Source organism: Pseudomonas sp. 10C3 (genome assembly GCF_036346185.1).
Lineage (GTDB): Bacteria > Pseudomonadota > Gammaproteobacteria > Pseudomonadales > Pseudomonadaceae > Aquipseudomonas.
Genome location: NZ_JASJVE010000010.1, coordinates 147,484 through 170,815, shown reverse-complemented (window position 1 = coordinate 170,815; position 23,332 = coordinate 147,484). Strand labels below are relative to the sequence as shown.

General features: G+C 58.7%; 21 protein-coding genes and 1 riboswitch. Of the genes, 9 read left to right on the top strand and 12 right to left on the bottom strand.

Annotation, left to right across the window (positions count from 1 at the left end; translation table 11 throughout):
* Positions 1-34: 34 nt before the first annotated feature.
* Complete coding sequence (locus QN399_RS12000; protein WP_219063997.1) at positions 35-961, bottom strand: LysR substrate-binding domain-containing protein; 927 nt, start codon at positions 959-961, stop codon at positions 35-37.
* A 190-nt stretch (positions 962-1,151) separates the two neighbouring features.
* Between QN399_RS12000 and QN399_RS11995 the strand changes: the two genes are divergently transcribed.
* The gene (locus QN399_RS11995) at positions 1,152-1,769 is read left to right on the top strand and encodes a hemolysin III family protein (protein WP_322176850.1); all 618 of its coding nucleotides are present in this window, start codon (positions 1,152-1,154) and stop codon (positions 1,767-1,769) included.
* Between the two features lie 158 nt (positions 1,770-1,927).
* Here QN399_RS11995 and QN399_RS11990 read toward each other — a convergent pair whose 3' ends face one another.
* Together QN399_RS11990 and QN399_RS11985 are read right to left on the bottom strand one after the other, a co-directional pair.
* Complete coding sequence (locus tag QN399_RS11990; protein WP_330200975.1) at positions 1,928-2,647, bottom strand: 16S rRNA (uracil(1498)-N(3))-methyltransferase; 720 nt, start codon at positions 2,645-2,647, stop codon at positions 1,928-1,930.
* Between the two features lie 61 nt (positions 2,648-2,708).
* Positions 2,709-4,115 (bottom strand): adenosylmethionine--8-amino-7-oxononanoate transaminase, encoded by a 1,407-nt coding sequence (locus QN399_RS11985; RefSeq protein WP_330200974.1) that lies wholly within the window; start codon positions 4,113-4,115, stop codon positions 2,709-2,711.
* Between the two features lie 298 nt (positions 4,116-4,413).
* Here QN399_RS11985 and QN399_RS11980 point away from each other — a divergent pair, with 298 nt between their 5' ends.
* Both QN399_RS11980 and QN399_RS11975 read left to right on the top strand, forming a co-directional pair.
* The gene (locus QN399_RS11980; RefSeq protein ID WP_322218416.1) at positions 4,414-4,962 is read left to right on the top strand and encodes a cytochrome b; all 549 of its coding nucleotides are present in this window, start codon (positions 4,414-4,416) and stop codon (positions 4,960-4,962) included.
* A gap of 26 nt (positions 4,963-4,988) precedes the next feature.
* Entirely contained in the window at positions 4,989-5,570 is a 582-nt protein-coding gene (locus QN399_RS11975; protein ID WP_219064003.1) for a YceI family protein, read from the top strand.
* A 122-nt stretch (positions 5,571-5,692) separates the two neighbouring features.
* Here QN399_RS11975 and QN399_RS11970 read toward each other — a convergent pair whose 3' ends face one another.
* From QN399_RS11970 to ahcY, 4 genes are all read right to left on the bottom strand, one after another.
* Positions 5,693-7,579: a DEAD/DEAH box helicase gene (locus tag QN399_RS11970; protein WP_322218414.1), complete on the bottom strand. Its 1,887-nt coding sequence runs from the start codon at positions 7,577-7,579 to the stop codon at positions 5,693-5,695.
* A 223-nt stretch (positions 7,580-7,802) separates the two neighbouring features.
* Positions 7,803-8,633, bottom strand: a complete 831-nt coding sequence (locus QN399_RS11965; RefSeq protein ID WP_322218411.1) for a transporter substrate-binding domain-containing protein — start codon at positions 8,631-8,633, stop codon at positions 7,803-7,805.
* A gap of 235 nt (positions 8,634-8,868) precedes the next feature.
* On the bottom strand, positions 8,869-9,714 hold the full coding sequence (metF, locus tag QN399_RS11960; protein WP_322176844.1) for a methylenetetrahydrofolate reductase [NAD(P)H]: 846 nt from the start codon (positions 9,712-9,714) through the stop codon (positions 8,869-8,871).
* 173 nt (positions 9,715-9,887) lie between these two features.
* Positions 9,888-11,297, bottom strand: coding sequence for an adenosylhomocysteinase (ahcY, locus tag QN399_RS11955; protein WP_322176843.1), 1,410 nt, complete (start codon positions 11,295-11,297; stop codon positions 9,888-9,890).
* A gap of 21 nt (positions 11,298-11,318) precedes the next feature.
* Positions 11,319-11,438, bottom strand: a riboswitch (S-adenosyl-L-homocysteine riboswitch).
* Positions 11,439-11,655: 217 nt separating this feature from the next.
* On the opposite strand from ahcY, the gene QN399_RS11950 reads away from it, so the two are divergent.
* Positions 11,656-12,057 (top strand): hotdog domain-containing protein, encoded by a 402-nt coding sequence (locus QN399_RS11950; RefSeq protein ID WP_322176842.1) that lies wholly within the window; start codon positions 11,656-11,658, stop codon positions 12,055-12,057.
* Positions 12,058-12,081: 24 nt separating this feature from the next.
* Here QN399_RS11950 and QN399_RS11945 read toward each other — a convergent pair whose 3' ends face one another.
* Positions 12,082-13,245, bottom strand: coding sequence for an MFS transporter (locus QN399_RS11945; RefSeq protein ID WP_322218409.1), 1,164 nt, complete (start codon positions 13,243-13,245; stop codon positions 12,082-12,084).
* A 249-nt stretch (positions 13,246-13,494) separates the two neighbouring features.
* On the opposite strand from QN399_RS11945, the gene QN399_RS11940 reads away from it, so the two are divergent.
* From QN399_RS11940 to QN399_RS11930, 3 genes are all read left to right on the top strand, one after another.
* Positions 13,495-14,334, top strand: a complete 840-nt coding sequence (locus QN399_RS11940; RefSeq protein WP_322176840.1) for a DMT family transporter — start codon at positions 13,495-13,497, stop codon at positions 14,332-14,334.
* Between the two features lie 10 nt (positions 14,335-14,344).
* Positions 14,345-14,731 (top strand): MAPEG family protein, encoded by a 387-nt coding sequence (locus QN399_RS11935; RefSeq protein ID WP_322176839.1) that lies wholly within the window; start codon positions 14,345-14,347, stop codon positions 14,729-14,731.
* Between the two features lie 88 nt (positions 14,732-14,819).
* The gene (locus QN399_RS11930) at positions 14,820-15,269 is read left to right on the top strand and encodes a cytochrome c (protein WP_219064013.1); all 450 of its coding nucleotides are present in this window, start codon (positions 14,820-14,822) and stop codon (positions 15,267-15,269) included.
* 33 nt (positions 15,270-15,302) lie between these two features.
* On the opposite strand, the gene QN399_RS11925 is transcribed toward QN399_RS11930, so the two are convergent.
* The 4 genes from QN399_RS11925 to QN399_RS11910 form a co-directional block, all read right to left on the bottom strand.
* Positions 15,303-15,716 carry a DUF1090 domain-containing protein gene (locus QN399_RS11925; RefSeq protein WP_322176838.1) on the bottom strand — a complete coding sequence of 138 codons (414 nt, stop codon included), beginning with the start codon at positions 15,714-15,716 and terminating at the stop codon, positions 15,303-15,305.
* A 71-nt stretch (positions 15,717-15,787) separates the two neighbouring features.
* Positions 15,788-17,470 carry an NAD-dependent DNA ligase LigB gene (gene ligB / locus QN399_RS11920; RefSeq protein WP_330200973.1) on the bottom strand — a complete coding sequence of 561 codons (1,683 nt, stop codon included), beginning with the start codon at positions 17,468-17,470 and terminating at the stop codon, positions 15,788-15,790.
* Between the two features lie 180 nt (positions 17,471-17,650).
* A complete protein-coding gene (gene metK / locus QN399_RS11915) occupies positions 17,651-18,841 on the bottom strand; it encodes a methionine adenosyltransferase (RefSeq protein WP_219064016.1) in 1,191 nt (396 codons plus the stop codon).
* A gap of 19 nt (positions 18,842-18,860) precedes the next feature.
* The gene (locus tag QN399_RS11910) at positions 18,861-19,856 is read right to left on the bottom strand and encodes a metalloregulator ArsR/SmtB family transcription factor (RefSeq protein ID WP_322218404.1); all 996 of its coding nucleotides are present in this window, start codon (positions 19,854-19,856) and stop codon (positions 18,861-18,863) included.
* 278 nt (positions 19,857-20,134) lie between these two features.
* Between QN399_RS11910 and tkt the strand changes: the two genes are divergently transcribed.
* Positions 20,135-22,132 carry a transketolase gene (gene tkt, locus QN399_RS11905; RefSeq protein ID WP_322218401.1) on the top strand — a complete coding sequence of 666 codons (1,998 nt, stop codon included), beginning with the start codon at positions 20,135-20,137 and terminating at the stop codon, positions 22,130-22,132.
* 149 nt (positions 22,133-22,281) lie between these two features.
* On the top strand, positions 22,282-23,331 hold the full coding sequence (gene epd, locus QN399_RS11900; protein ID WP_322176834.1) for an erythrose-4-phosphate dehydrogenase: 1,050 nt from the start codon (positions 22,282-22,284) through the stop codon (positions 23,329-23,331).
* Position 23,332: the final 1 nt, after the last annotated feature.

Here is a 23,332-nt window from a genome sequence, read left to right as displayed (position 1 = left end):
TCACTTATACCTACGCGTCCCGCTACGAAGCTTTTCAAGTCTCAGGCTGCGAATGCCGGTTGGCGTACATCCGGCATTCGGCCACAAACGCCAGCAGGTTTGGGTCGCGTTCCTTCGATTTGAGGAACACGACACCAATATGCTGCTGCATCCGATAGCGTGCCTGCAACGGAATCAAGCGCACCCTATTCTCATAAACGGCGGCCACTCGTCCTGGCAGCAACGCATAACCGACCCCGGAGCTGACCATGCTCAGCAGGGTGAAAATGTCGTTGACCTGCATCGCCACCTTTGGCTCGAAGCCCGCCTGCTGGAACACTCGAACCCCGTCCTGATGCGTCGCGAAACCCTGTGCCAGGGTAATGAATGTCGCTTCGCGCAGATCGCTCAAATCCACTTCGCTTTGCTGTGAAAACGGTGACTCTGCGGGCGCGGCGAGGAAAATATCATCGGAAAACAGCGGCAGGTGTTCGCAGTCCGGATCGTTGACGCTTTCATTGAGCGATACCAGAATCGCGTCCACTTCCATGTTCTTCAGTTTGTAGAACAGGTCGATGTTGGAGCCCATGATCAAATCGATGTTCAGCTCACTGCGACGCAGTTTCAGGCCCATGATCAGCTGCGGCACTGTCTTGATGGTCAACGAGTACAGCGAGCCCAACTTGAACCGTGCGGCTGAAAAGCCGGCGGCCTGACGGGTCAACTCCACTGTGGCGACCACGTCCTGAATCAATTTCTGCGCGCGCTCTTCCAGCACGTAAGCGCTTTCGAGCGGCGTCAGGTTGCGACCTTCGTGCTTGAACAGTGGGCAGCGCAGGGCGCTCTCCAGTGAATGGATAGCCCGATGCACGCTGACATTGCTGGTCTGCAACTCCACTGCGGCCCGCGCCAGATTGCCGGTGCGCATAAAAGCCAGGAAGATCTCCAGCTTCTTGAGGGTCAGTTCTTCGTCGATCAGCATGGCAGGGACTCTTATTCGTAGCTCTTCAATAATGTGAGCAGGTGGATTGTGCCTAACTCAGCGCGTGCTGGCTGCAAGCGATTTCAGCATTTAGGGCTTTAAAAATATCGCGTGGGCCCGCGTGGGGCATTGCACTTTTCGCGTAGAACCCTGAGCCTTGCGCAGTCGGTGTTTTTGGAGGTTTGCGAACATGTATCACGGAGAACGCTTCAACGCCTGGACGCATCTGGTCGGCGCGGTGCTGGCTTTTGTCGGTGCGGTCTGGATGCTGGTGCTGGCAAGCATGGACGGCGATGTATGGAAGATCGTCAGCACGGCGATCTACGGCGTGACCTTGTTGCTGCTGTATAGCGTATCGACCGTGTATCACAGCGTCCGGGGACGGGCGAAGGTGATCATGCAAAAGGTTGATCATCTGTCGATCTATCTGCTGATCGCGGGCAGCTACACCCCGTTCTGCCTGGTGACGTTGCGTGGGCCATGGGGCTGGACACTGTTCGGGGTTGTCTGGGGACTGGCGGTGATCGGCATGTTGCAGGAGATCAAGCCACGCTCCGAGGCGCGCGTGATGTCCCTCGTGATCTACGCGGTGATGGGCTGGATCGTGCTGGTGGCAGTCAAGCCACTGATGGCTGCGCTGGGAACGGCGGGCTTCACTTGGCTGGCGGCCGGCGGGGTGTTTTATACCGTGGGGATTATCTTTTTTGCTTTCGATAGCCGCTTCCGGCATTGGCACGGTATCTGGCACTTGTTCGTGATCGCCGGCAGTTTGCTGCACTTTGTGGCAATCATGTTTTATGTGCTTTGACACATAACCCGTAGGCGCTTGGTCCCCCTTGTCTGCGATAAGCCTGGGTCGCGCTCGACCCGAAGGACCTTCCAGCGGTGGTGAACTCACCATCTTGGCCAGCGCTCCGCACTGGATTGCAGACAAGTCAGCTCCTACGGATGGTGTGGTACGACAGTTTAGAAATCACCCCACAATTGCTGCGCCACGCTCAATGCGACCACGGGTGCGGTTTCTGTGCGCAGTACGCGCGGGCCGAGGCGGGCGGCGTGGAAGCCCGCATCCTGGGCCTGATCGACTTCGGCATCATTAAGCCCGCCTTCCGGGCCGATCAAAAAGGCCAGGGTGCCGGGTTTGTTGTGGCTGGTCAGCGGTTCTGCGACCGGGTGCAATACCAGCTTCAGGTCGGCTTCGGTCTTCTTGATCCAGTCAGCCAGCACCATGGGCGCATGAATCACCGGCACCACAGAGCGCCCGCATTGCTCGCACGCGCTGATTGCAATCTGTTGCCAGTGGGCCTGGCGCTTTTCTGCACGCTCATCTTTGAGGCGAACTTCACAACGCTCACTGACGATGGGCGTGATTTCGCTGACGCCCAGTTCGGTCGCCTTCTGAATCGCCCAGTCCATACGCTCGCCGCGTGACAGCCCCTGCCCCAAATGAATCCGCAACGGCGATTCGATTTGCCCGGCAAACTGTTCATTCAGCTGCACCCGCACGCGCTTCTTGCCCACTTCGAGCAATGTGCCGCGAAACTCGCTGCCCGAGCCGTCGAATACTTGCAGCGCGTCACCTTCGGCCATGCGTAATACGCGACCGATGTAGTGCGCCTGGGCTTCTGGCAGCTCGTGCTCGCCGAGGCTCAAGGGCGCATCGATAAAAAAGCGGGACAGTTTCATGTTCGTTCTCTGAAAGTGTTTAGGTCCTTGTAGGAGCGGGCAAGTGCGCTTCCACAAGGGATCAGCCTGGATCTCGAAAGTCTGGATGAAAGTTTTCATGCACCGCAACGCTGATGCTGGTGCGGGTCGCGATGTCGATGCCTTCGGTGGCCACTTCGGCAAGAAAGTCGATTTCTTCCGGGGTGATGACATATGGCGGCAGGAAATACACCACGCTGCCGAGCGGCCGCAGCAGGGCACCCCGTTCGAGGGCATGCTGGTACACCTTCAAACCGCGTCGTTCTTGCCAGGGGTAAGCGGCTTTAGTGGCTTTGTCCTGCACCATCTCGATGGCCAGCGCCATGCCGGTTTGACGGACTTCGGCGACATGGGGGTGATCGACCAGATGCGCGGTGGCGCTGGCCATGCGTTGCGCCAGGGCCTTGTTGTTCTCGATGACGTTGTCTTGCTCGAAGATGTCCAGCGTCGCCAGTGCCGCCGCACACGCCAGCGGATTGCCAGTGTAGCTGTGCGAATGGAGGAAGGCGCGCAGGGTCGAGTAGTCATCGTAGAACGCGTTGTACACGTCATCGGTGGTGATGCACGCCGCCAAGGGCAGATAACCACCGGTCAGGGCTTTGGACAGGCAGAGGAAGTCCGGACGGATGCCAGCCTGTTCGCACGCGAACATCGTTCCGGTGCGCCCGAAGCCGACGGCGATTTCGTCGTGAATCAAATGCACGCCATACCGATCACAGGCCTCGCGCAACAGCTTGAGGTACACCGGGTGATACATGCGCATGCCGCCCGCGCCCTGAATCAACGGCTCGACAATCACCGCCGCGACAGTGTCGTGGTTCTCAGCCAGGGTCTGCTCCATGGCGGCGAACATGTTGCGCGAGTGTTCTTCCCAGCCCATGCCTTCAGGCCGGTGGTAGCAGTCCGGGCTCGGCACCTTGATGGTGTCGAGCAGCAGCGCTTTGTACGTCTCGGTAAACAGCGGCACGTCGCCCACCGACATCGCCGCCATGGTTTCGCCGTGGTAGCTGTTGGTCAGAGTGACGAAGCGCTTTTTATTCGGCTGGCCGCGGTTGAGCCAGTAGTGAAAGCTCATTTTCAGCGCGACTTCGATGCAGGACGAACCATTATCTGCGTAGAAGCAGCGGGTCAGGCCCTCGGGCGTCATCTTGATCAGACGCTCGGACAGTTCGATCACCGGTTGGTGGCTGAAACCGGCAAGAATCACGTGCTCCAGCTGGTCGACCTGATCTTTGATCCGTTGATTGATGCGCGGGTTCGAGTGACCGAACACGTTGACCCACCAGGAGCTCACGGCATCCAGGTAACGCTTGCCTTCAAAATCTTCTAGCCAGACGCCTTTGCCGCTCTTGATCGGGATCAGCGGCAGGCTTTCGTGGTCTTTCATCTGGGTGCACGGATGCCACAGCACCGCAAGGTCGCGTTGCATCCACTGGTTATTCAGGCCCATTGGCAATCTCCGGGTGGCAACTCGCATGGCGCGAGGGCAAACAATCGCGCAAGCCTATGCAATGCGTGGCTGCGGAACAACCTCTTGTGACGCAGAATGACAATGTGGTGCCACTCATCGGGATCGAATGTCCGATTGTCACGGTGCAGTATTGTCGGTCGGGCATTAACGGGATGCTGGCATCCGGCTGAAAGGAGTCAGCCTATGATCGTATTTCTCGATATTTCAAAGCGAAATTTTGCGCTTTCATTCGATAGATAAAAAGTTAGTCTGAGACCCACTTTTGAAGGTAACTGTGATGCAGCTACGCAACTCCTCCTCTCGTTACGGTCTGGTCAGCATCTTGCTGCACTGGGGTGTGGCGCTTGTTGTCTTTGGTTTGTTCGCACTGGGTCTGTGGATGGTCGACCTCGACTACTACGATACCTGGCGCAAAGCGGCTCCTGACCTGCACAAGAGCATCGGTCTTACCTTGTTCGCTGTGATGGTGGTCAGGGTGGTCTGGCGCTTCATCAGCCCGCCACCTCCTGCACTGTCCGCTCAGAGTCGGCTCGTCCAATGGGGGGCTAAGTTCGGACATCTGTTTCTTTATGTCGGTTTGTTTGCCGTGATGTTTGCCGGTTACCTCATTTCCACCGCCGACGGTGTGGGGATTCCGGTGTTTGATCTGTTCGAGGTGCCGGCGTTGATTTCCAGCATCCCCGATCAGGCAGACGTCGCGGGCGCTGTTCATGAGTACCTGGCCTGGGCATTGGTGATTTTCGCTGGATTTCACGCCCTGGCCGCATTGAAACACCACTTTATTGATCGCGATGCGACCCTTACGCGCATGTTGGGTCGCGACTAATGTTCAACCTAAACGGAAATAAACGCATGTTGAAGAAGACGCTCGCCGCTCTGGCTCTGGGTACTGCTCTGTTGTCCGCCGGGCAAGTGATGGCCGCTGATTACAAAGTCGATAAGGAAGGCCAGCACGCCTTCGTTAACTTCAAGATCAGCCATTTGGGCTTCAGCTACATCTACGGCACGTTCAAGGACTGGGACGGCACCTTCAGCTTCGACGCGAAGAACCCGGAAGCCAGCAAGATTAATGTCACGCTGAAAACTGCCAGCGTCGACACTAACCATGCTGAACGTGACAAGCACATCCGCACCCCTGATTTCCTGGACGTAGCAAAATTCCCGGAAGCCAAATTCGTATCGACTTCGGTCAAGTCGACTGGCACCGACACGGCTGACGTGACCGGTAACCTGACACTGCACGGCGTGACCAAGCCAGTCGTGATCGCTGCGCATTTCCTGGGCGAAGGCAAAGATCCATGGGGCGGCTACCGTGCAGCCTTTGAAGGCACCACCACTATCAAGCTGAAGGACTTCGCGATTCAGAAAGATCTGGGCCCTAAAACCCAGGAACTTGAGCTGATCTTCTCGTTTGAAGGCGTTCAAGCCAAGTAAGGTTTGCTCGCAACATAAAAACGCCGACCTTTGGGTCGGCGTTTTTATGTCTGGAGTCGCATGATATCCAGACCAAAAAAAACGCCCCGGTCGGGGCGTTTTTTTATGCAGCGTGTCTGGCTTTAACCTTCGCGGTTGCGGGTCAGCAATGCGGGTTTCTCGCCACGTGGACGGCTTGGCAGTTGGTCGAGTTGATCAGCCGACGGGAAGCGATCGCTTTTTGACTCTTTGTGCACGATCTTCGGCTGCGGTGCACCTTCGCGAGGACCTTTGACCACAGGTTCCTGACGTGCGGGCTGATCATCGCGAGCGGCGGCAGGGCGACGATTGCGTGGCGCGTCGTCACGACGGGCCTGGCCATCGCGTGGCGCGCCGTTACGTGGACCAGAACGGGCGGCAGGCGGTGTACCCGTGGTCGAGCCAGCGCCGGTGCGAGGACCGCTTGGGCGACCCGAGCTTGGCGCGCGAGCAGCAGGTGCTGTACCGCCTGCGGTAGCCGCAGGTGCCGGAGCGCCCGGACGACGACCACGACTCTGGCCTTTATTCGGGTACGGGCTCACGTAGTCAGCGCGGTTGCCGAAGTTATCCACTTCGTCGTCCAGGAACTCGTCCGGGGCACGGTCGGCACGCGGGGTTGCCTGACGCTGCTCGCGGGCAGGTGTGCCCTCGCGCGGCTTCTGAGCTGGACGCTCAGGACGTGCGGCGGCTGCCGGCTTTTCCTGACCCTTGTCCTTGCCTTTATCCTTACGGCCGCCACCACCGCCACTGCCGGTCGGGCCATCGCCGCGAGGGCCACGGGGTGCGCGTGGGTTACGCACATCCGGACGCTCACGTACTTCTGGCTTCTCTGCTTCAACCGTTGTGATATCGAAGCCCATCAGGTCGCCATCGGCGATTTTCTGTTTGGTCATGCGCTCAATGCTTTTGAGCAGCTTCTCTTCGTCCGGCGCGACCAGCGAAATCGCTTCGCCGCTACGGCCCGCACGGCCTGTACGGCCGATACGGTGCACGTAGTCTTCGTCGACGTTCGGCAGTTCGAAGTTGACGACGTGGGGCAGCTGGTCGATATCGAGACCGCGCGCGGCGATATCGGTGGCGACCATGATCCGCACCTGGCCAGCCTTGAAGTCAGCCAGTGCTTTGGTTCGGGCGTTCTGGCTCTTGTTACCGTGGATCGCCACCGCCGTGAGGCCGTGCTTGTCCAGGTACTCAGCCAGACGGTTTGCACCGTGCTTGGTCCGGGTGAAAACCAGCACCTGTTCCCAGGCACCTGCGGTAATCAAATGCGCCAGCAACGAGCGTTTATGGCTCGAAGACAGACGGAATACGCGCTGTTCGATACGCTCGACCGTGGTGTTCGGCGGCGTGACTTCGATGCGTTCCGGGTTGTGCAGCAGCTTGCCTGCCAAGGCCGTGATGTCGTTGGAGAAGGTCGCCGAGAACAGCAGGTTCTGGCGCTTGGCTGGCAGGCGAGCCAAGACTTTCTTCACATCATGCACGAAGCCCATGTCGAGCATCCGGTCGGCTTCATCGAGCACCAGAATTTCAACGCGGGACAAATCGACGCTGCCTTGACCGGCCAGATCGAGTAGACGGCCTGGGCAGGCCACCAACACGTCAACGCCTCTAGCCATGGCCTGGACTTGCGGGTTCGTGCCGACACCGCCAAAAATAACGGCGCTGACGAACTTCAGATCCCGGGCATACACCTTGAAGCTATCGTGTACTTGCGCCGCGAGCTCGCGGGTTGGGGTCAGGACCAAAACGCGCGGTTGGCGCGGGCCGTGACGCTGGGATTTGTCCGGATGACCGTTGGGGAACAACCGTTCCAGAATCGGAAGGGCGAAGCCGCCGGTTTTACCAGTACCTGTCTGCGCCGCAACCATAAGGTCGCGACCTTGCAACACGGCGGGAATGGCCCGCTGTTGCACCGGAGTAGGCTCGGTATAGCCCGCTGCCTCGATGGCGCGGACTAAAGCCTCGGAGAGACCGAGGGAAGCAAAGGACATGAGTAATCCTGTTTTAGTTAGGGCTGGGCCCATTGAGAAGGTCTTGCCTGGCGTGAATGGCGTTTAGAGGACGCAATCCCGTCCGGTCCTGCTGGGTCTTGACGTGCGTCTCGGCATATCGGCGCGGGAAAGAAAAGTCGCGACTGACGTGATCGAGATGCCTTATGCAAGGCCGAGCGTCCGGGCGTAAGCCTGGCGGGAATGCCGGAGTATAACAGAGCAATCACAACGCGCTGCTTTCCTGCTGCTCAACGGTTTTTTCAGGCGCAGACGCCGGCTGCAGTGGCGTGGTGAGCAACGTGGTAGCCGTTGGCGTCGCCTCGCCAGCATAGCGGGCACTCAACTCGGCGTACGCCGGTTCGCGTTTGAAGCGTTTGAGCTCGGCACCAAAGCGCTGCACCAGCAGGTCCATGCCCACATTTTTGCGCAGAGCAAGGTATTGCGGCTCACGGCTGATGACGGTTGGCAACTGGCTGATTTGCTCGCGAACCTTCAATTCATCAAGCAGATACTGGCCGACACGGCGGTCGGTAATCACCAGATCGATCCGCCCGCGCAGAAGCTTGCCGAAATTGGCTTCATGGGTGGGCGCTTCTTCACGGGCGAACAGCGGTGAATCCCTAAATTCCGGGCTGTAAAGATAGCCCGGCGAAACCCCTACGGTCAGGCCGCGCAGGTCTTCCAGGCTTTGAAACGGGTGGGGACGGGCGTTGGCGTAGAACAGCACGAACTCGACATCGGACAGAGGTTCGCTGGGGTACAGCAATGAATCAGTGCGCTCGGCGTTCTGGAAAATATCCAGTGCGCCGTCGGCCTGGCCCTGTTCAAGCATCGCCAGGCAACGCTTCCAGGGCAGGAAATGCCACTCCACTTCGATGCCCAGGCGCTGGAAGATGATCGACGTTGTTTCGTAGTCCAGCCCGCGTGCCTGACCATCCTCCATGTACACGTAAGGTGCCCAGGGTTCGGTGACGATGCGCAGTTTTTCGCCTAAAGCAGTGAAGCTAAGACAAGTGAGGACCAGGGCAGTCAGGAGTCGGACAATGTGAGACATCGCCTGAGATTACGACGGACGTTGCCTAAATAGAAGCGCCGGATCGGACCTCTGCGGCTAATGGATCACTTCTGTTCATGTCGGCGTTGCATCATCTTGCCAACAGCAGCCATGCGAAGCATCGCTGGAAGTAGTCACGTAGTCCAAGGTGTCAGCCGAGTCTCGATGAGGCGAGATCCGGCTGATTCAACGTGCTGGATGTTACACGCGCAAGATGATCACGTTAGATTGGTTTTTAACGTGGAAGCTTGAGGTTATTCCAGATCGCCAGGCTGGGTTCTGCCTGGTTAAGGGTATAGAAATGCAGCCCTGGTGCGCCACCTTGCAACAGGCGCTCGCACATTTGTGTGATGACCTGTTCGCCGAACGCCTGGATGCTTTGCACGTCATCGCCGTAAGCTTCCAGCTGCTTGCGGACCCAGCGCGGGATTTCTGCACCGCAGGCGTCAGAGAAGCGCGCGAGCTTGCTGTAGTTAGTGATCGGCATGATGCCCGGCACGATAGGAATGTTCACGCCCATCCTCCGCACACGCTCGACGAAGTAGAAGTAGCTGTCGGCGTTGAAGAAGTATTGGGTGATAGCGCTGTCGGCACCGGCCTTGGCCTTGCGCACGAAGTTTTGCAGATCGTCTTCGAAGTTGCGTGCCTGCGGATGCATCTCCGGGTAGGCGGCGACCTCGATATGGAAGTGACTGCCGGTCTCTTCACGAATGAAGCTCACCAGATCGTTGGCGTGGCGCAGCTCACCGCTGGCCATGCCCATGCCTGAGGGCAGGTCACCGCGCAGGGCGACGATGCGTTTGATCCCGGCGTCTTTGTACTGCGTTAGCAGTGCGCGCAGGTCAGCCTTGCTGTCGCCCACGCAGGACAAATGCGGGGCCGCAGGGACTTTGACTTCGCTTTCCAGCTGCAGCACGGTGCTGATCGTGCGGTCGCGGGTCGAGCCACCGGCACCGTAGGTGCAGGAGAAAAAATCAGGGTTGTAGCTGGCCAGGTGACGGGCCGTGGTGAGCAGTTTTTCATGCCCTGCATCGGTCTTCGTCGGGAAGAATTCGAAGCTGAAGCGACGGTCGTTAGACATGGACGCCGATCTCATTGTAGGAGCGGGCAAGCCCGCGATAAGGTCGGAACGACCTTCAAAATGCTGAAACCACATCGGTTCGCGTGTCTGATCGCGACGACCGCTACGCGGCCGATCATCCGGATGCGGCCCAGACCAAGCCCGCTCCTATGGGGAGCGGGCTACCTGATCAATCAGTAGCGGTAGGCGTGCGGCTTGAACGGACCTTCAACGGTCACGCCGATGTAGTCGGCTTGTTGCTTGGTCAACTGAGTGACCACGCCACCGAAACCACGGACCATTTCCAGCGCCACTTCTTCGTCGAGTTTTTTCGGCAGTACTTCAACCGTCAAACGCTCGGCTTTCTGTGCCGGTGCCAGGTTGGCGTACTTCTGGTCGAACAGGAAGATCTGCGCCAGTACCTGGTTAGCGAACGAACCGTCCATGATCCGGCTCGGGTGACCGGTAGCGTTACCCAGGTTTACCAGACGGCCTTCGGCCAGCAGGATCAGGTAGTCATCGTTGTGCGGATCGAAGGTGCCAGCGCCGGTGCGGTGAACCTTGTGCACCTGTGGCTTCACTTCTTCCCATGCCCAGTGCTTGCGCATGAAAGCGGTGTCGATTTCATTGTCGAAGTGACCGATGTTGCACACGACCGCGCGTTTCTTCAGGGCCTTGAGCATGTTCGAGTCGCAGACATTGACGTTACCTGTGGTGGTCACGATCAGGTCGATCTTGCCCAGCAGTGCAGTGTCGATGCTGGCGGCAGTGCCGTCGTTGATCCCGTCGATGAACGGCGAAACCAGTTCGAAACCGTCCATGCACGCTTGCATCGCGCAGATTGGGTCAACTTCGGAAACCTTGACGATCATGCCTTCCTGGCGCAGCGACTGCGAAGAGCCCTTGCCCACGTCGCCGTAGCCAATGACCAGCGCTTGCTTGCCGGACAGCAGGTGGTCGGTACCGCGCTTGATCGCATCGTTCAGGCTATGACGGCAGCCGTACTTGTTGTCGTTCTTGCTCTTGGTCACCGAGTCATTGACGTTGATGGCCGGGATTTTCAGCTCGCCCTTGGCCAGCATGTCCAGCAGGCGGTGTACGCCGGTGGTGGTTTCTTCGGTAACGCCGTGGATCTTGTTCAGCATCGCCGGGTATTTCTTGTGGATGATCTCGGTCAGGTCGCCGCCGTCGTCGAGGATCATGTTGGCGTCCCAAGGCTGGCCATCTTTAAGGATGGTTTGCTCGATGCACCACTCGTACTCTTCTTCGGTCTCGCCTTTCCAGGCGTAAACCGCGATGCCGGCAGCCGCGATAGCAGCAGCAGCCTGGTCTTGAGTCGAGAAAATGTTGCAGGACGACCAGCGTACTTCGGCACCCAGAGCAACCAGGGTTTCGATCAGCACGGCCGTCTGGATGGTCATGTGGATGCAACCGAGAATCTTCGCGCCCTTGAGCGGTTGCTCGCCAGCATATTTGCGGCGCAGACCCATCAGGGCAGGCATTTCGGATTCGGCGATGATGGTTTCGCGACGGCCCCAGGCAGCCAGGGACATGTCGGCGACTTTGTAGTCGTTAAAATCTGCAGGCGTGATTACAGCACTCATTTAGAGTCTCCATTCGTAGTGTGCGAATGGGCGCCGTTGTGCGTTTAAGGCCCGTCCGGACTGATTCAGTAAGATCAGCCGATCAAGCAACGCCCCATCCGAGCCTGACAGGACAAGCCTGCTGCAGCGCCCCTCGGACAGGTGGCGGGAACGGTCATGGGCTGTTTAGACAATCGAGCCGACGGTGACCGTTTTTGAAGCTCGGCGATTATAGCCGTGCTCGAGGCGTAGCCCAAGACCTTTCCATCGCATAACCCTGCAAAAAACTAATCGCTACGTAAGCCGATGCCCGATAGAGGTAACGCGCCGGGTCTGCCATTATTAGCGCCATCAATTGGCAATACGGTCAGGAGTGAGCATGAATTTCCACACCCGCAAGTGGGTTAAACCCGAAGACCTCAACCCCAACGGCACGCTGTTTGGTGGCAGTCTGTTGCGCTGGATCGACGAAGAAGCCGCGATCTACGCCATCGTCCAGCTGGGCAATCAACGGGTGGTCACCAAGTACATTTCCGAGATCAACTTCGTCAGCGCCTCGCGGCAGGGCGACATCATTGAGCTGGGCATCACCGCGACCGAATTTGGTCGGACCTCGATTACCCTGACCTGTCAGGTGCGCAACAAAATTACGCGCAAAAGCATCCTTACAGTGGAAAAGCTGGTCTTCGTCAACCTCGGTGAAGACGGCCTGCCAGCCCCGCACGGCAAGACCGAAATCACCTACGTGAAGGACCAGTTCAAGGACAGCGACACTCATTGAGGATGTCGTAGACCCGGCTGAGTATCAGACGTTGACCATTTGCGCCTGACGCCGCTGCAAATAGAGGTAGAACAGCGCAGTCAGTACGGTCAATACCCCGACGGCTGCGCCCGTCCACGGCAGGTCGGCAAGGTCGGCGCCGCTGGCAACCACCAGGCCGCCGATCCAGGCACCGGCCGCGTTGCCGAGGTTGAAAGCGCTTTGATTGAGGGTTGAACCCAGATTCGGCGCATCGCTGGCTTGGTCGATGATCAGCAACTGCAGAATCGGGCACAACGCGAACGCCACCACGCCCCACAGCAGCAGGGTAATGGCAGCGGGAATGACCGAATGGCTGGTCTGGCTGAACAAGGCCACGATCAGTACGACGGCAATCGACATTCCTAGCAGCGCAGGCAGCAAACGACTGTCGGCCAGTCGGCCTCCGAGCATGCTGCCGCCGGTCAGGCCCAGGCCGAACAACAGCAGCATGAAGGTCACGCCGTGCGGGGTGACACCGGTAACGTCGCGCAGAATCGGGGCGATGTAGGTGAATACGCTGAACAGACTGGTCGACGCCAGGACGCTCATCGCCAGCGCCAGTAATACATTGGGTTTGCCCAATACGCGGAATTCGGTGACCAGATTGCCCTTTTCCATAGGGATCTCCTTGGGCAGCCAGACCATTTGCGCAATCACCGCGATCACACCAATTACGGCCACTGCCCAGAAGGTTGAACGCCAGCCTGCGTATTGCCCGAGCGCGGTGCCCAGCGGCACGCCCAATACATTCGCCAGGGTCAATCCGGTGAACATCAGCGCGATGGCCTGCGCGCGTTTGTTCGGCGCGACCAACCCTGCCGCCACCACGGAGCCAATGCCAAAGAACGCACCGTGGCACAGGGCGGTAATCACCCGTGCGGCCATCAGCGTGGCATAGGTCGGCGCCAGCGCGCAGAGGACATTGCCGAGGATGAACATCAGTGTCATGCCCAGCAATGTGGCTTTGCGCGGCATGTTCGCGGTAGCAATGGCGAGGATCGGCGCGCCAAACACCACGCCCAACGCGTAGCCGGTGATCAGCAGGCCGGCGTCAGGAATGCTGACGCTCAGATCATTGGCGACCTCGGGCAGCAAGCCCATGATCACGAATTCGGTGGTGCCGATACCGAAAGCGGCAACGGCGAGTGCAAGCAAAGCGAGTGGCATGTGTAGAGGCTCCGTCTTAAGGGATATGTCGATAGTCTTGACGTCCCGATCAGGCGTGCGCAGGCGAGCGACTGAACTCGATCCGGTAAAGGCTGAGTCCGTAGAAGCAAAATTATTGGAATAGTTAGGGTGCGCAACGGGGGTGTGACGTAATCGGTGTCAGTATATCCAGCTGCTGGTAGATGGCGAATCAATTGCTCCCGGCGGTAACTTCCCGGATAACGACCCTTTTGAACAAGGAAGCGGCCAGTGCTGGCGACGGCTTTGGTGTTGATTGCAGCCCTCCTGCATGCGACCTGGAATACCCTGATCAAATTCAGTGGCGAACGGCTATTGGTCATCGCCAGCATGGATGGGGTCGCTCTGGTTTTCGCCGTATTGGCGCTTACTTTCGTGACACCGCCGCCTGCTGAAGTCTGGCCGTGGATGCTGGCCTCGGCCGCTTTCGAACTGGTTTATCGTGGCCTGCTGATCAGGGCGTACCGAGTGGGCGATCTGGGCCTGGTCTATCCGTTGATGCGCGGGCTTTCACCCCTGGTGGTGTTGGGGTTGACGCTGATGTTTGCTGGCGAACAATTGAGCACACAACAAATTCTCGGCATTTTATTGATCCCGTGCGGCATGGTCTGCCTGTTGTGGCAGGGTGGTGGCGGCGAGCGTTTGCCTTGGTCGATGCTGCCGGTGGTTGGGTTGATCGGCCTATGCATCGGCTGCTACACGTGGATCGACGGCCAGGCACTCAGGATCGGCGCGCAGCCACTGGACTATCTGGTATGGCTGACGCTGATCAGTGCCTGGCCGTTTCCATTGTTGGCGATATGCAACAAGCGTCAGGCGTTTACCCTGTTTTGGTGCGAGCAGTGGCGCCTTGGGCTAGGCGTCGGGTTGTGTGTGTTGTTCAGCTACGCTCTGGTGCTATGGGCCATGCAGCTGGGGTCGGTGGCAGAGGCTGCGGCCTTGCGCGAAATCAGTGTGGTGCTGGTGGTGTTGTTCGGCATGCGCTACCTGAAAGAACCTTTTGGTCGGCCCAGGCTCTTAGCGTGTGGGCTAGTGTTGCTCGGCATGCTTCTAATGAAGCTGAAACTATAAGGATTTGCTTATGACTCCTGCTTTCTGGTGCATATTGATCGCGATATGCCTGCCTTACCTATGTATCGGCGTGGCCAAGTTCAGTGGCGGCAAGTTCGGCCTGCGGGAGAACCATGACCCGCGCACCTTTCTCGACAATCTTGAAGGGTTTGCCAAGCGTGCGCATGCAGCGCAACTCAATAGCTTTGAGGTGACGCCAGCGTTTGCCGCCGCAGTGATCATTGCCGACATCGTCGGTAACGCCCAAGCGGTCACCATTGATGTGCTGGCGGTGCTGTTTATCACCAGTCGTCTGCTGTACATCATTTTTTACCTGGCGGACCTGGCAGTTTTGCGCTCCCTGGCCTGGGCAATTGGCATGGGGGTTATCGTGACGTTGTTCATCGTTTCCGCCTAAGAGAAGTTCCTGCTGCGGCAACGGTACGCTTGGTCTTTTGCGATGAGCCGAGGATACTGGCCGCCGTTTCCACCAGCCTGTAGTGATCATGACCTTGAAAAGACTTTCCGTGGTATTGCTGGCCTGCCTGACCCTGAGTGCCTGTGGCGGCGTTGATCCAAACTCGCCTTTGGGTCAGCGCAAGGCGATCTTCAAAGAGATGCTCAAAACCAGCGAAGACTTGGGCGGCATGCTGCGTGGCCGCGTGACGTTCGACGGCCAGCGCTTCACCGACGGCGCGATCAAGCTCGACAGCCTGGCCCACGAGCCGTGGAAGCATTTCCCCGTGGTCAAGGAAGCCGACCATACCAGCGCCAAGGATGATGTCTGGCAAAAACAGGCACATTTCCAGGAACTGGCCCGGTCACTCGAATCGGCCACCGGGGAACTGGTGCTCGCCACCAATGCCAAGCCCTTCAAGGCCAGCACCCTGAGCCCTGCGGTGCAGAAGGTCGAAGATGCGTGCGAGGCATGCCATAAAGAGTTTCGCGATCATTGATGTGCAGTGATTGACACACTGCTTTGCGGTGTATCAATCATAGTTCGGCTCGACCTTCTCCAGCTCCACTTGAGCGTCATGCAGTTCTTTACGCGACTCGGCGAGTTTGTCTTTGCGCGTGTTGATCTTGTCCGGGTCGCCTTTGCTCATCGCTTTGGTCAGGTCTGACTGGCGCCGGCTGACGTCGCGTTTGGCCTCCAGCACTTTCTGTTCAAGTTGCTTGAGCAAGGAGGCGTCGGCGCAGGTGGTCGATACCTCACTCAAGGCATTTTCCAGCCCGGCTTGCTGGTCGCTGTTGCCGTTGGCCTTGGCGAGTTCGATCCGGGCGCTGATGTCCTGGCGCTTGGCCGCGCAGCCCGTCAGTTGGGGGGCTTCCTCGGCGGCGAACAGCGGTGCTGCCAGCAGGCTGCATGCCGTGAACAGGGTCAGCGGTGACAAGCACTTCATGGGGGCTCCCTTGAAAATAGTGACGCGATAAGCGAACGAAGACTCGCCTGTCCCTGAAAAATGATATTGACCTAAAAACCTTCTATCCCTTGCACCCGCAATTGCTCACTCAATGCCTGTACCTGCGGATTTTGAAAAAACGCATTGAGCTGTGCGGCCCTTCCTGGACCGATTCCCGGCTCGCTTATCCACTGTTCGACACTCTTGGCCGCCAGTTCACTCCACTGGCTACCGAGGTCAACGCCAGCGGTCGGCGGTAACCCGAGCGCTTTCACCCAGCGATGAAACGGTTGCTGTCGAGCCTGTTGAAAACTGCCAAGCAGTTTAGCGCTGCTGCGCTCGGCGAGGCCGGCAATGTTAGCAAGCTGCACGGCATCAAGGGTCATCCAATCGAGCAGGCCGTTAATCTTTCCGGCCCTGAGCAACGCATCCCACGTGCCAGGTCCCACTCCGGGCATTGCCAGCCCTTGCTTGCCGCCGAGCCAAACCAGGCGCGCCTGAAACTGGCTTTCGCATCCCGGGCTCGGCTGCCAGCAACTGAGGGCGTGGTAGTCGCTCGCCTGCGGCACGTTGAACTCAGCCCGTTCAACGCTGCGTGACACCACGCTGTCCAGGCGTGGGATGGTCAATCCTGCCAGACTGATTGCGATCTGGTCGCCGGGGCGGATGTCCATTTTTTGCCAGCGTACCAGGGACCCGACATTGATCCGCTTGACGTTCCGATCATCCAGACGCACCGGGTCCACGTCCAGAACCGGCGTGATTCGGCCGCTGCGCCCGATGTTGAAGTTGACCTTGCGCACGTTCGCGATCACTTGGGCGTAGGGGTATTTCCAGGCTGCGATCCAGTAGGGCGCCTTGGCTTGCCAACGTTGTGCAGAGGGTCGCTGGCTCTGGCGCATGACCACTCCATCGGTGGCGAAGGGCAGCGCATTGCGGTACCAGTGCTCGCGCCATTGCTGCGCTTGAGCGAAGTTTTGCAGGGGCTTGCTATAGAGCGCACTGTCGGTGAACCCCATGGCACTCAATCCGTCGAGGCGTTCGGTCAGGTGCTCCGGCCCGTTTGGCCAGTCCCAGACGAACAGGCCTACATTTGCCGCCTCGTCCGGGGTAATGGTCTTGCGTGCCAGCAACCCGGCGACCTTGCTGCGCGCGTTCAGGCTGCCGCCGTCGGCTTGCACGTGGTCTGCCAGCCGCCAGTACAACTCGCCTTGCAGCACCAGACTTTCCCGCCAGGGCAGGTGCTGCGCGATGGCGGGTAACTGGCGTGCGTTGTGGGTCCAGTCCTGTCCTGTGAGCCCATCGCCTCGGCTAATGACCTGCTTCAACTGGCCGCTTTCATACACCAGCGTGACCGCGACTCCGTCGACCTTGGGCTGAATCCACACGTCCTCACGGTCCTTGAGCCAGGCTTGGACTGCGCGTTCGTTGCGCAGTTTGCTCAGCCCGGTATGGGGTATGGGATGAACGAGCGGACCGGCCGCTGTTTTCAGCGGATTGTCGTCAGGCGCCTTCTGAGCAAAGCACCCACGCCACAGCGACAGGCGTGCGCGAGACTGGTCATAAAGCTCATCCGCGATCAGAGAAACTCCCTGGCGGTGATAGCTGTCATCCCATTGGGCAATGTGTTGTTGCAGAGCAACTATTTCGGTGCGGACCTTGGCGGGCGGCCAGTCGGGGCAGGTGTCGGCGTTGACGGTTAACGAGGCGAGCGCGAAAACAGCACTGGTCAATACACGCAGAACGGACAGCATCGAAGCATCCTTGCTTGGGGTTTGCTTATGAGGCTAGTTGCTAGGTTGGGGGGGAAGAGCATTGACTGGTTACAGGATTTTGCAGTGCCCGCGATGGCGGAGGGATTTCCAGCGGACACAAAAAAGCCCCCGCCGACCAACGTCGACGGGGGCTTTTTCTAACCTGAAACGCTGGTGCTATTACAAACCGGCAGCGATGCGCAGGGCGTCGGCGCGGTCGGTGCGCTCCCAGGTGAAGGCGGTGAAGGTGTCATCGCCAACAGTCATTTCTACTGGCGTACGACCGAAGTGGCCGTAGGCAGCAGTGGCCTGGTACATCGGGTGCAGCAGGTCGAGCATGGTGGTGATTGCGTAAGGGCGCAGGTCGAAGTGTTCACGCACCAGGGCGATAATCTTCGAGTCTGGCAACTTGCCGGTGCCGAACGTGTTCAACGAAATCGAGGTCGGTTGTGCAACGCCGATGGCGTAGGACACCTGAATCTCGCAACGCTCAGCCAAGCCTGCGGCGACGATGTTCTTCGCCACATAACGACCCGCGTACGCTGCGGAACGGTCAACCTTAGATGGATCCTTGCCGGAGAACGCGCCACCGCCGTGACGGGCCATGCCGCCGTAGGTGTCGACGATGATCTTGCGACCGGTCAGGCCGCAGTCGCCCACGGGGCCACCGATAATGAAGTTGCCGGTAGGGTTGATGTGGAACTGAGTGTCTTTGTGCAGCAGCTCGGCTGGTAGCACGTGTTTGACGATCAGCTCCATCACGCCTTCGCGCAGGTCTTTGTAGGACACTTCAGGATTGTGCTGGGTGGAGAGCACGATCGCGTCGATGCCCACGACCTTGCCGTGTTCATAACGGCAAGTAACCTGGGATTTGGCATCCGGGCGCAGCCATGGCAGCAGGCCGGATTTGCGGGCTTCGGCCTGACGCTTTACCAGTGCGTGGGAGAAGGTGATCGGCGCAGGCATCAGCACGTCGGTTTCGTTGCTGGCGTAGCCGAACATCAGGCCCTGATCGCCAGCGCCCTGATCTTCAGGCTTGCTGCGGTCAACGCCTTGGGCGATGTCCACCGACTGCTTGCCGATGATGTTCATCACGCCGCACGTCGCGCCGTCAAAGCCGACGTCGGAGCTGTTGTAGCCGATATCTAGAATAACGTTACGGACGATGTCTTCCAGGTCGACCCAGGCCGACGTGGTCACTTCACCCGCGATGATCGCTACGCCGGTTTTGACCAGCGTTTCGCAGGCGACGCGGGCAAACTTGTCTTCGGCAATAATGGCGTCCAGAACCGCATCGGAAATCTGGTCGGCGATTTTGTCCGGATGTCCTTCGGACACGGATTCGGAGGTGAAAAGTGAGTATTCGCTCATATCGACGGGTTTCCTGAATTTACCGATGGTGAGTGTTGCCAGCCGGTCGCTGAAAGTGGCGAACCTGGATCTGGAAACCATTACGTAGCCCTATATAGAGGCTTTCCCCGGGAACGAGTCCCGCAGCAGTGGCCCAACGGGCCAGATCATCCTGTTCAAAACCCAACCAGAGATCGCCGCAGGCCTCCTTGGCCCAGCTCTGGTCGTGGCTACACAACTCTGTCACCAACAGACTACCGCCTGGTTGCACCAGGTGGGCCAGCTGTTTAAGTGCTTCGGCCGGTGCAGCAAAATGGTGAAGCACCATATTCAATACAACGCAGTCGGCGCGCACCGTGACGTTGTTCAAGGCGTCGGCCAGTTGCAGCTCGACATTGCCCAGCGCTTCGCGCTCGCAGACCTGGCGGGCCAGTTCCAGCATCGCTGGGCTGTTGTCGAGCGCGGTGACGTGGCAAAAGCGCCGCGCCAGTTCCGGTAGAAAACCACCATCGCCCGGGCCGACTTCCACCGCAGTGGCGTCGTGGCTGAAACTCAGCGTGTCCAGAAGTGATAGCAGGCTCTCGCGATATTGCGCCAGACCGGCGATCAAGTCCTGCTGGGCACGAAATTTTTCCGCGACCCGCGCGAAGAAGTCCTGACTGGCGGTCGCCCGTTGCCGGTGCACCAGACCAATGCGCGCCTGGACATCGCCGGGCAAGGCCAGGTTATCGACTTCGTCGAGCAGTGCCGCGTGCAGCCTGCCGCCCGGTTGTTCGGTATGGGGCAGGGCGCGACGGTAAAAAATCGCATTGCCTTCGCGGCGCGTCGCTACCAGCTCGGCCTGAGACAGCACCTTTAAATGGTGGCTCATGCCGGATTGACCGATGGCGAAAATCTGCGCCAGTTCCAGGACCCCGAACGAATCGTTGGCCAGCGCGCGCAGCACATTGAGTCGCAGCGGATCGCCTCCGGCTTTGCACAAGGCAGCCAGATCGTCGCTGTCATCATGGCGGATTGCAGGCACGCGAAGGTTCATAAGGCTGGCAGTCTAGAGAGCGATTGTTCGTCTCGCAAGACCAATATCAAAAAGTTTTGATATTGGTCGATGGGTGGTGTCCGTCATGCGCATTCGGCACCGAGTGAACGCGCCAGACAGGTTTGTGTCTGAGGAATATCCGGTTTGGCCGTGTAATAACGAGGACAGCGCAGGAAAAAGGCCTTCCAACGACTATCTGTCATTGCCCCGAAGCAATGCCTGAGGGAAAATGCTCACCTTTTTTCCGATCCCATCCTTTCAGTTCCAGGAGATCAGCGATGCCCAGCCGTCGTGAGCGTGCCAACGCCATTCGTGCCCTCAGCATGGATGCCGTGCAAAAAGCCAACAGCGGCCATCCCGGTGCCCCTATGGGCATGGCGGATATCGCCGAGGTGCTTTGGCGTGATTACCTCAAACACAACCCGAGCAATCCATCGTTCGCCGACCGTGACCGCTTCATCATGTCCAACGGCCACGGCTCGATGCTGGTTTACTCGCTGCTGCACCTGACCGGTTACGACCTGTCCATCGACGACCTGAAAAATTTCCGTCAGTTGCACAGCCGTACGCCGGGTCACCCTGAATATGGCTACACCCCTGGCGTCGAGACAACCACCGGTCCTTTGGGGCAGGGCTTGGCCAATGCCGTCGGTTTTGCCATCGCTGAAAAAGTGCTGGCCGAGCAGTTCAACCGTCCGGGCCACAATATCGTCGATCACCACACCTACGTGTTCCTGGGTGATGGCTGCATGATGGAAGGCATTTCCCACGAAGTCGGCTCGCTGGCCGGTACCTTGGGTCTGGGCAAACTGATCGCGTTCTACGATGACAACGGCATTTCCATCGATGGCGAAGTCGAAGGCTGGTTCACCGACGATACGCCGAAGCGTTTCGAAGCCTACAACTGGCAAGTGATCCGTAATGTCGACGGCCACGATGCCGAAGAAATCAAGATCGCCATCGAGACAGCACGTAAAAGCGCGCAACCCACGCTGATCTGCTGCAAGACCACCATTGGTTTCGGCTCGCCAAACAAGCAAGGCAAGGAAGACTGCCACGGCGCTCCACTGGGCGACGCGGAAATTGCGCTGACCCGTGCCGCGCTGAAATGGAATTACGGCCCTTTTGAAATTCCGGCGGATATCTACGCCGAGTGGGACGCCAAGGAAGCGGGTCTTGCTGTAGAAGCCGAGTGGGATCAACGTTTTGCTGCCTACTCCGCCGAACACCCGGAACTGGCCAACGAATTGATCCGTCGCATGAGTGGCGAGCTGCCGGCTGATTTTGCCGAAAAGGCCGATGCCTACATCGCCGAAGTCGATGCCAAGGGCGAAACCATCGCCAGCCGTAAAGCCAGCCAGAACGCATTGAATGCCTTCGGTCCACTGCTGCCTGAGTTCCTTGGCGGTTCGGCTGACCTGGCAGGCTCCAACCTGACTATCTGGAAAGGCTGCAAGAGCCTCACGGCTGAAGATTTCAGCGGTAACTACCTGCATTACGGCGTTCGCGAATTCGGCATGAGCGCGATCATGAACGGTATCGCCCTGCATGGCGGTTTCGTACCGTACGGCGCGACCTTCCTGATTTTCATGGAATACGCGCGCAACGCAGTGCGCATGGCTTCGCTGATGAAAAAACGCGTGCTGTTCGTCTACACCCACGACTCCATCGGTCTGGGCGAAGACGGTCCGACGCACCAGCCGATCGAGCAACTGGCCAGCCTGCGTGGCACGCCGAACCTCGATACCTGGCGCCCGGCAGATGCCGTGGAGTCGGCAGTGGCCTGGAAATACGCGATTGAGCGTAACGACGGTCCATCGGCCCTGGTGTTCTCTCGTCAGAACCTGACTCACCAATCCCGCAATGCCATTCAAGTGGCGGAAATCGCCCGTGGCGGTTACGTGCTGCGCGACTGTGTGGGTGAGCCTGAGCTGATCCTGATCTCCACCGGTTCCGAAGTGGGCCTGGCGGTACTGGCTTACGAGAAACTGACTGCACAAGGCCGTAACGTGCGCGTGGTTTCCATGCCGTGCACCAGCGTCTTCGATGCCCAGGATGCGATGTACAAGCAAACGGTTCTGCCGTTGCAAGTCAGCGCGCGTATCGCCATCGAAGCCGCTCACGCGGACTACTGGTACAAATACGTTGGTCTGGAAGGTCGGGTCATCGGCATGACCACCTTCGGCGAGTCGGCACCTGCGCCGGCCTTGTTCGAAGAGTTCGGTTTCACCCTGGAAAACATCCTGGGTACGGCTGAAGAGCTGCTTGAAGACTAAGTAGTAATGCGTTCCCCTTGTAGGAGCGCGCTTGCCCGCGATTGGCTGCGCAGCAGTCACACGATGTTGTCTTGCATCGGAAGGCCGTTCCGGCCTTATCGCGGGCAAGCGCGCTCCTACAGGTTTTAACACCTGCCAGCGAGAACCCCATGCCTCAGCCACGCCTGTATAAAGTTGCTCTCAACGGCTACGGCCGTATCGGTCGTTGCGTCTTGCGCGCGCTGTGTGAGCGAGGGGCGAAAGCCGGGTTTGAAGTGGTTGCATTGAACGATCTGGCAGACATAGCCAGTCTCGAATACCTCACGCGCTTTGACTCAACCCACGGTCGCTTTCCTGGCGAAGTGCGGGTCGAAGACGACTACTTGTACATCAACGAGCACGGCATCAAGGTGCTGCGCAGCGCAACCCCTGAAGGGATCGATTGGGCTGGGCTAGGCGTCGATCTGGTGCTTGAATGCTCGGGTGCTTACAACACACGGGAAGATGGCCAGCGCTTTCTCGACGCAGGCGCCCCCCGCGTGTTGTTCTCGCAACCGATGGCCAGCGAAGCGGATGTTGATGCCACCATCGTGTATGGCATCAATCAGGACAAACTGACGGGCACCGAATTGCTGGTGTCCAATGCTTCCTGCACCACTAATTGCAGTGTGCCGCTGTTGCGTTTGCTCGATCAGGCCATCGGCCTGGAATACATTTCCATCACCACCATCCACTCGGCGATGAACGACCAACCGGTGATCGACGCCTATCATCACGAAGACCTGCGCCGTACGCGTTCGGCCTTTCAGTCGATTATTCCGGTGTCCACTGGTCTGGCGCGCGGCATCGAACGGCTTTTGCCGGAACTTGCCGGGCGAATTCAGGCCAAAGCAGTGCGTGTGCCAACGGTTAACGTCTCTTGCCTCGATATCACCCTGCAGACAGCGCGTGATACCGATGCCGCCGAGATCAACCGGATACTTCGCGACGCCGCCACCAGCGGCCCGCTCAAAGGGTTGTTGGCGTATACCGAACTGCCGCATGCCAGCTGTGATTTCAATCATGACCCTCATTCGGCGATTGTCGATGCCAGTCAGACACGCGTTTCCGGCCCACGGCTGGTGAACCTGCTGGCCTGGTTCGACAACGAATGGGGTTTTGCCAATCGAATGCTCGACGTCGCCGATCACTATCTGCGCGTTGCTCACACACAACAGTAAA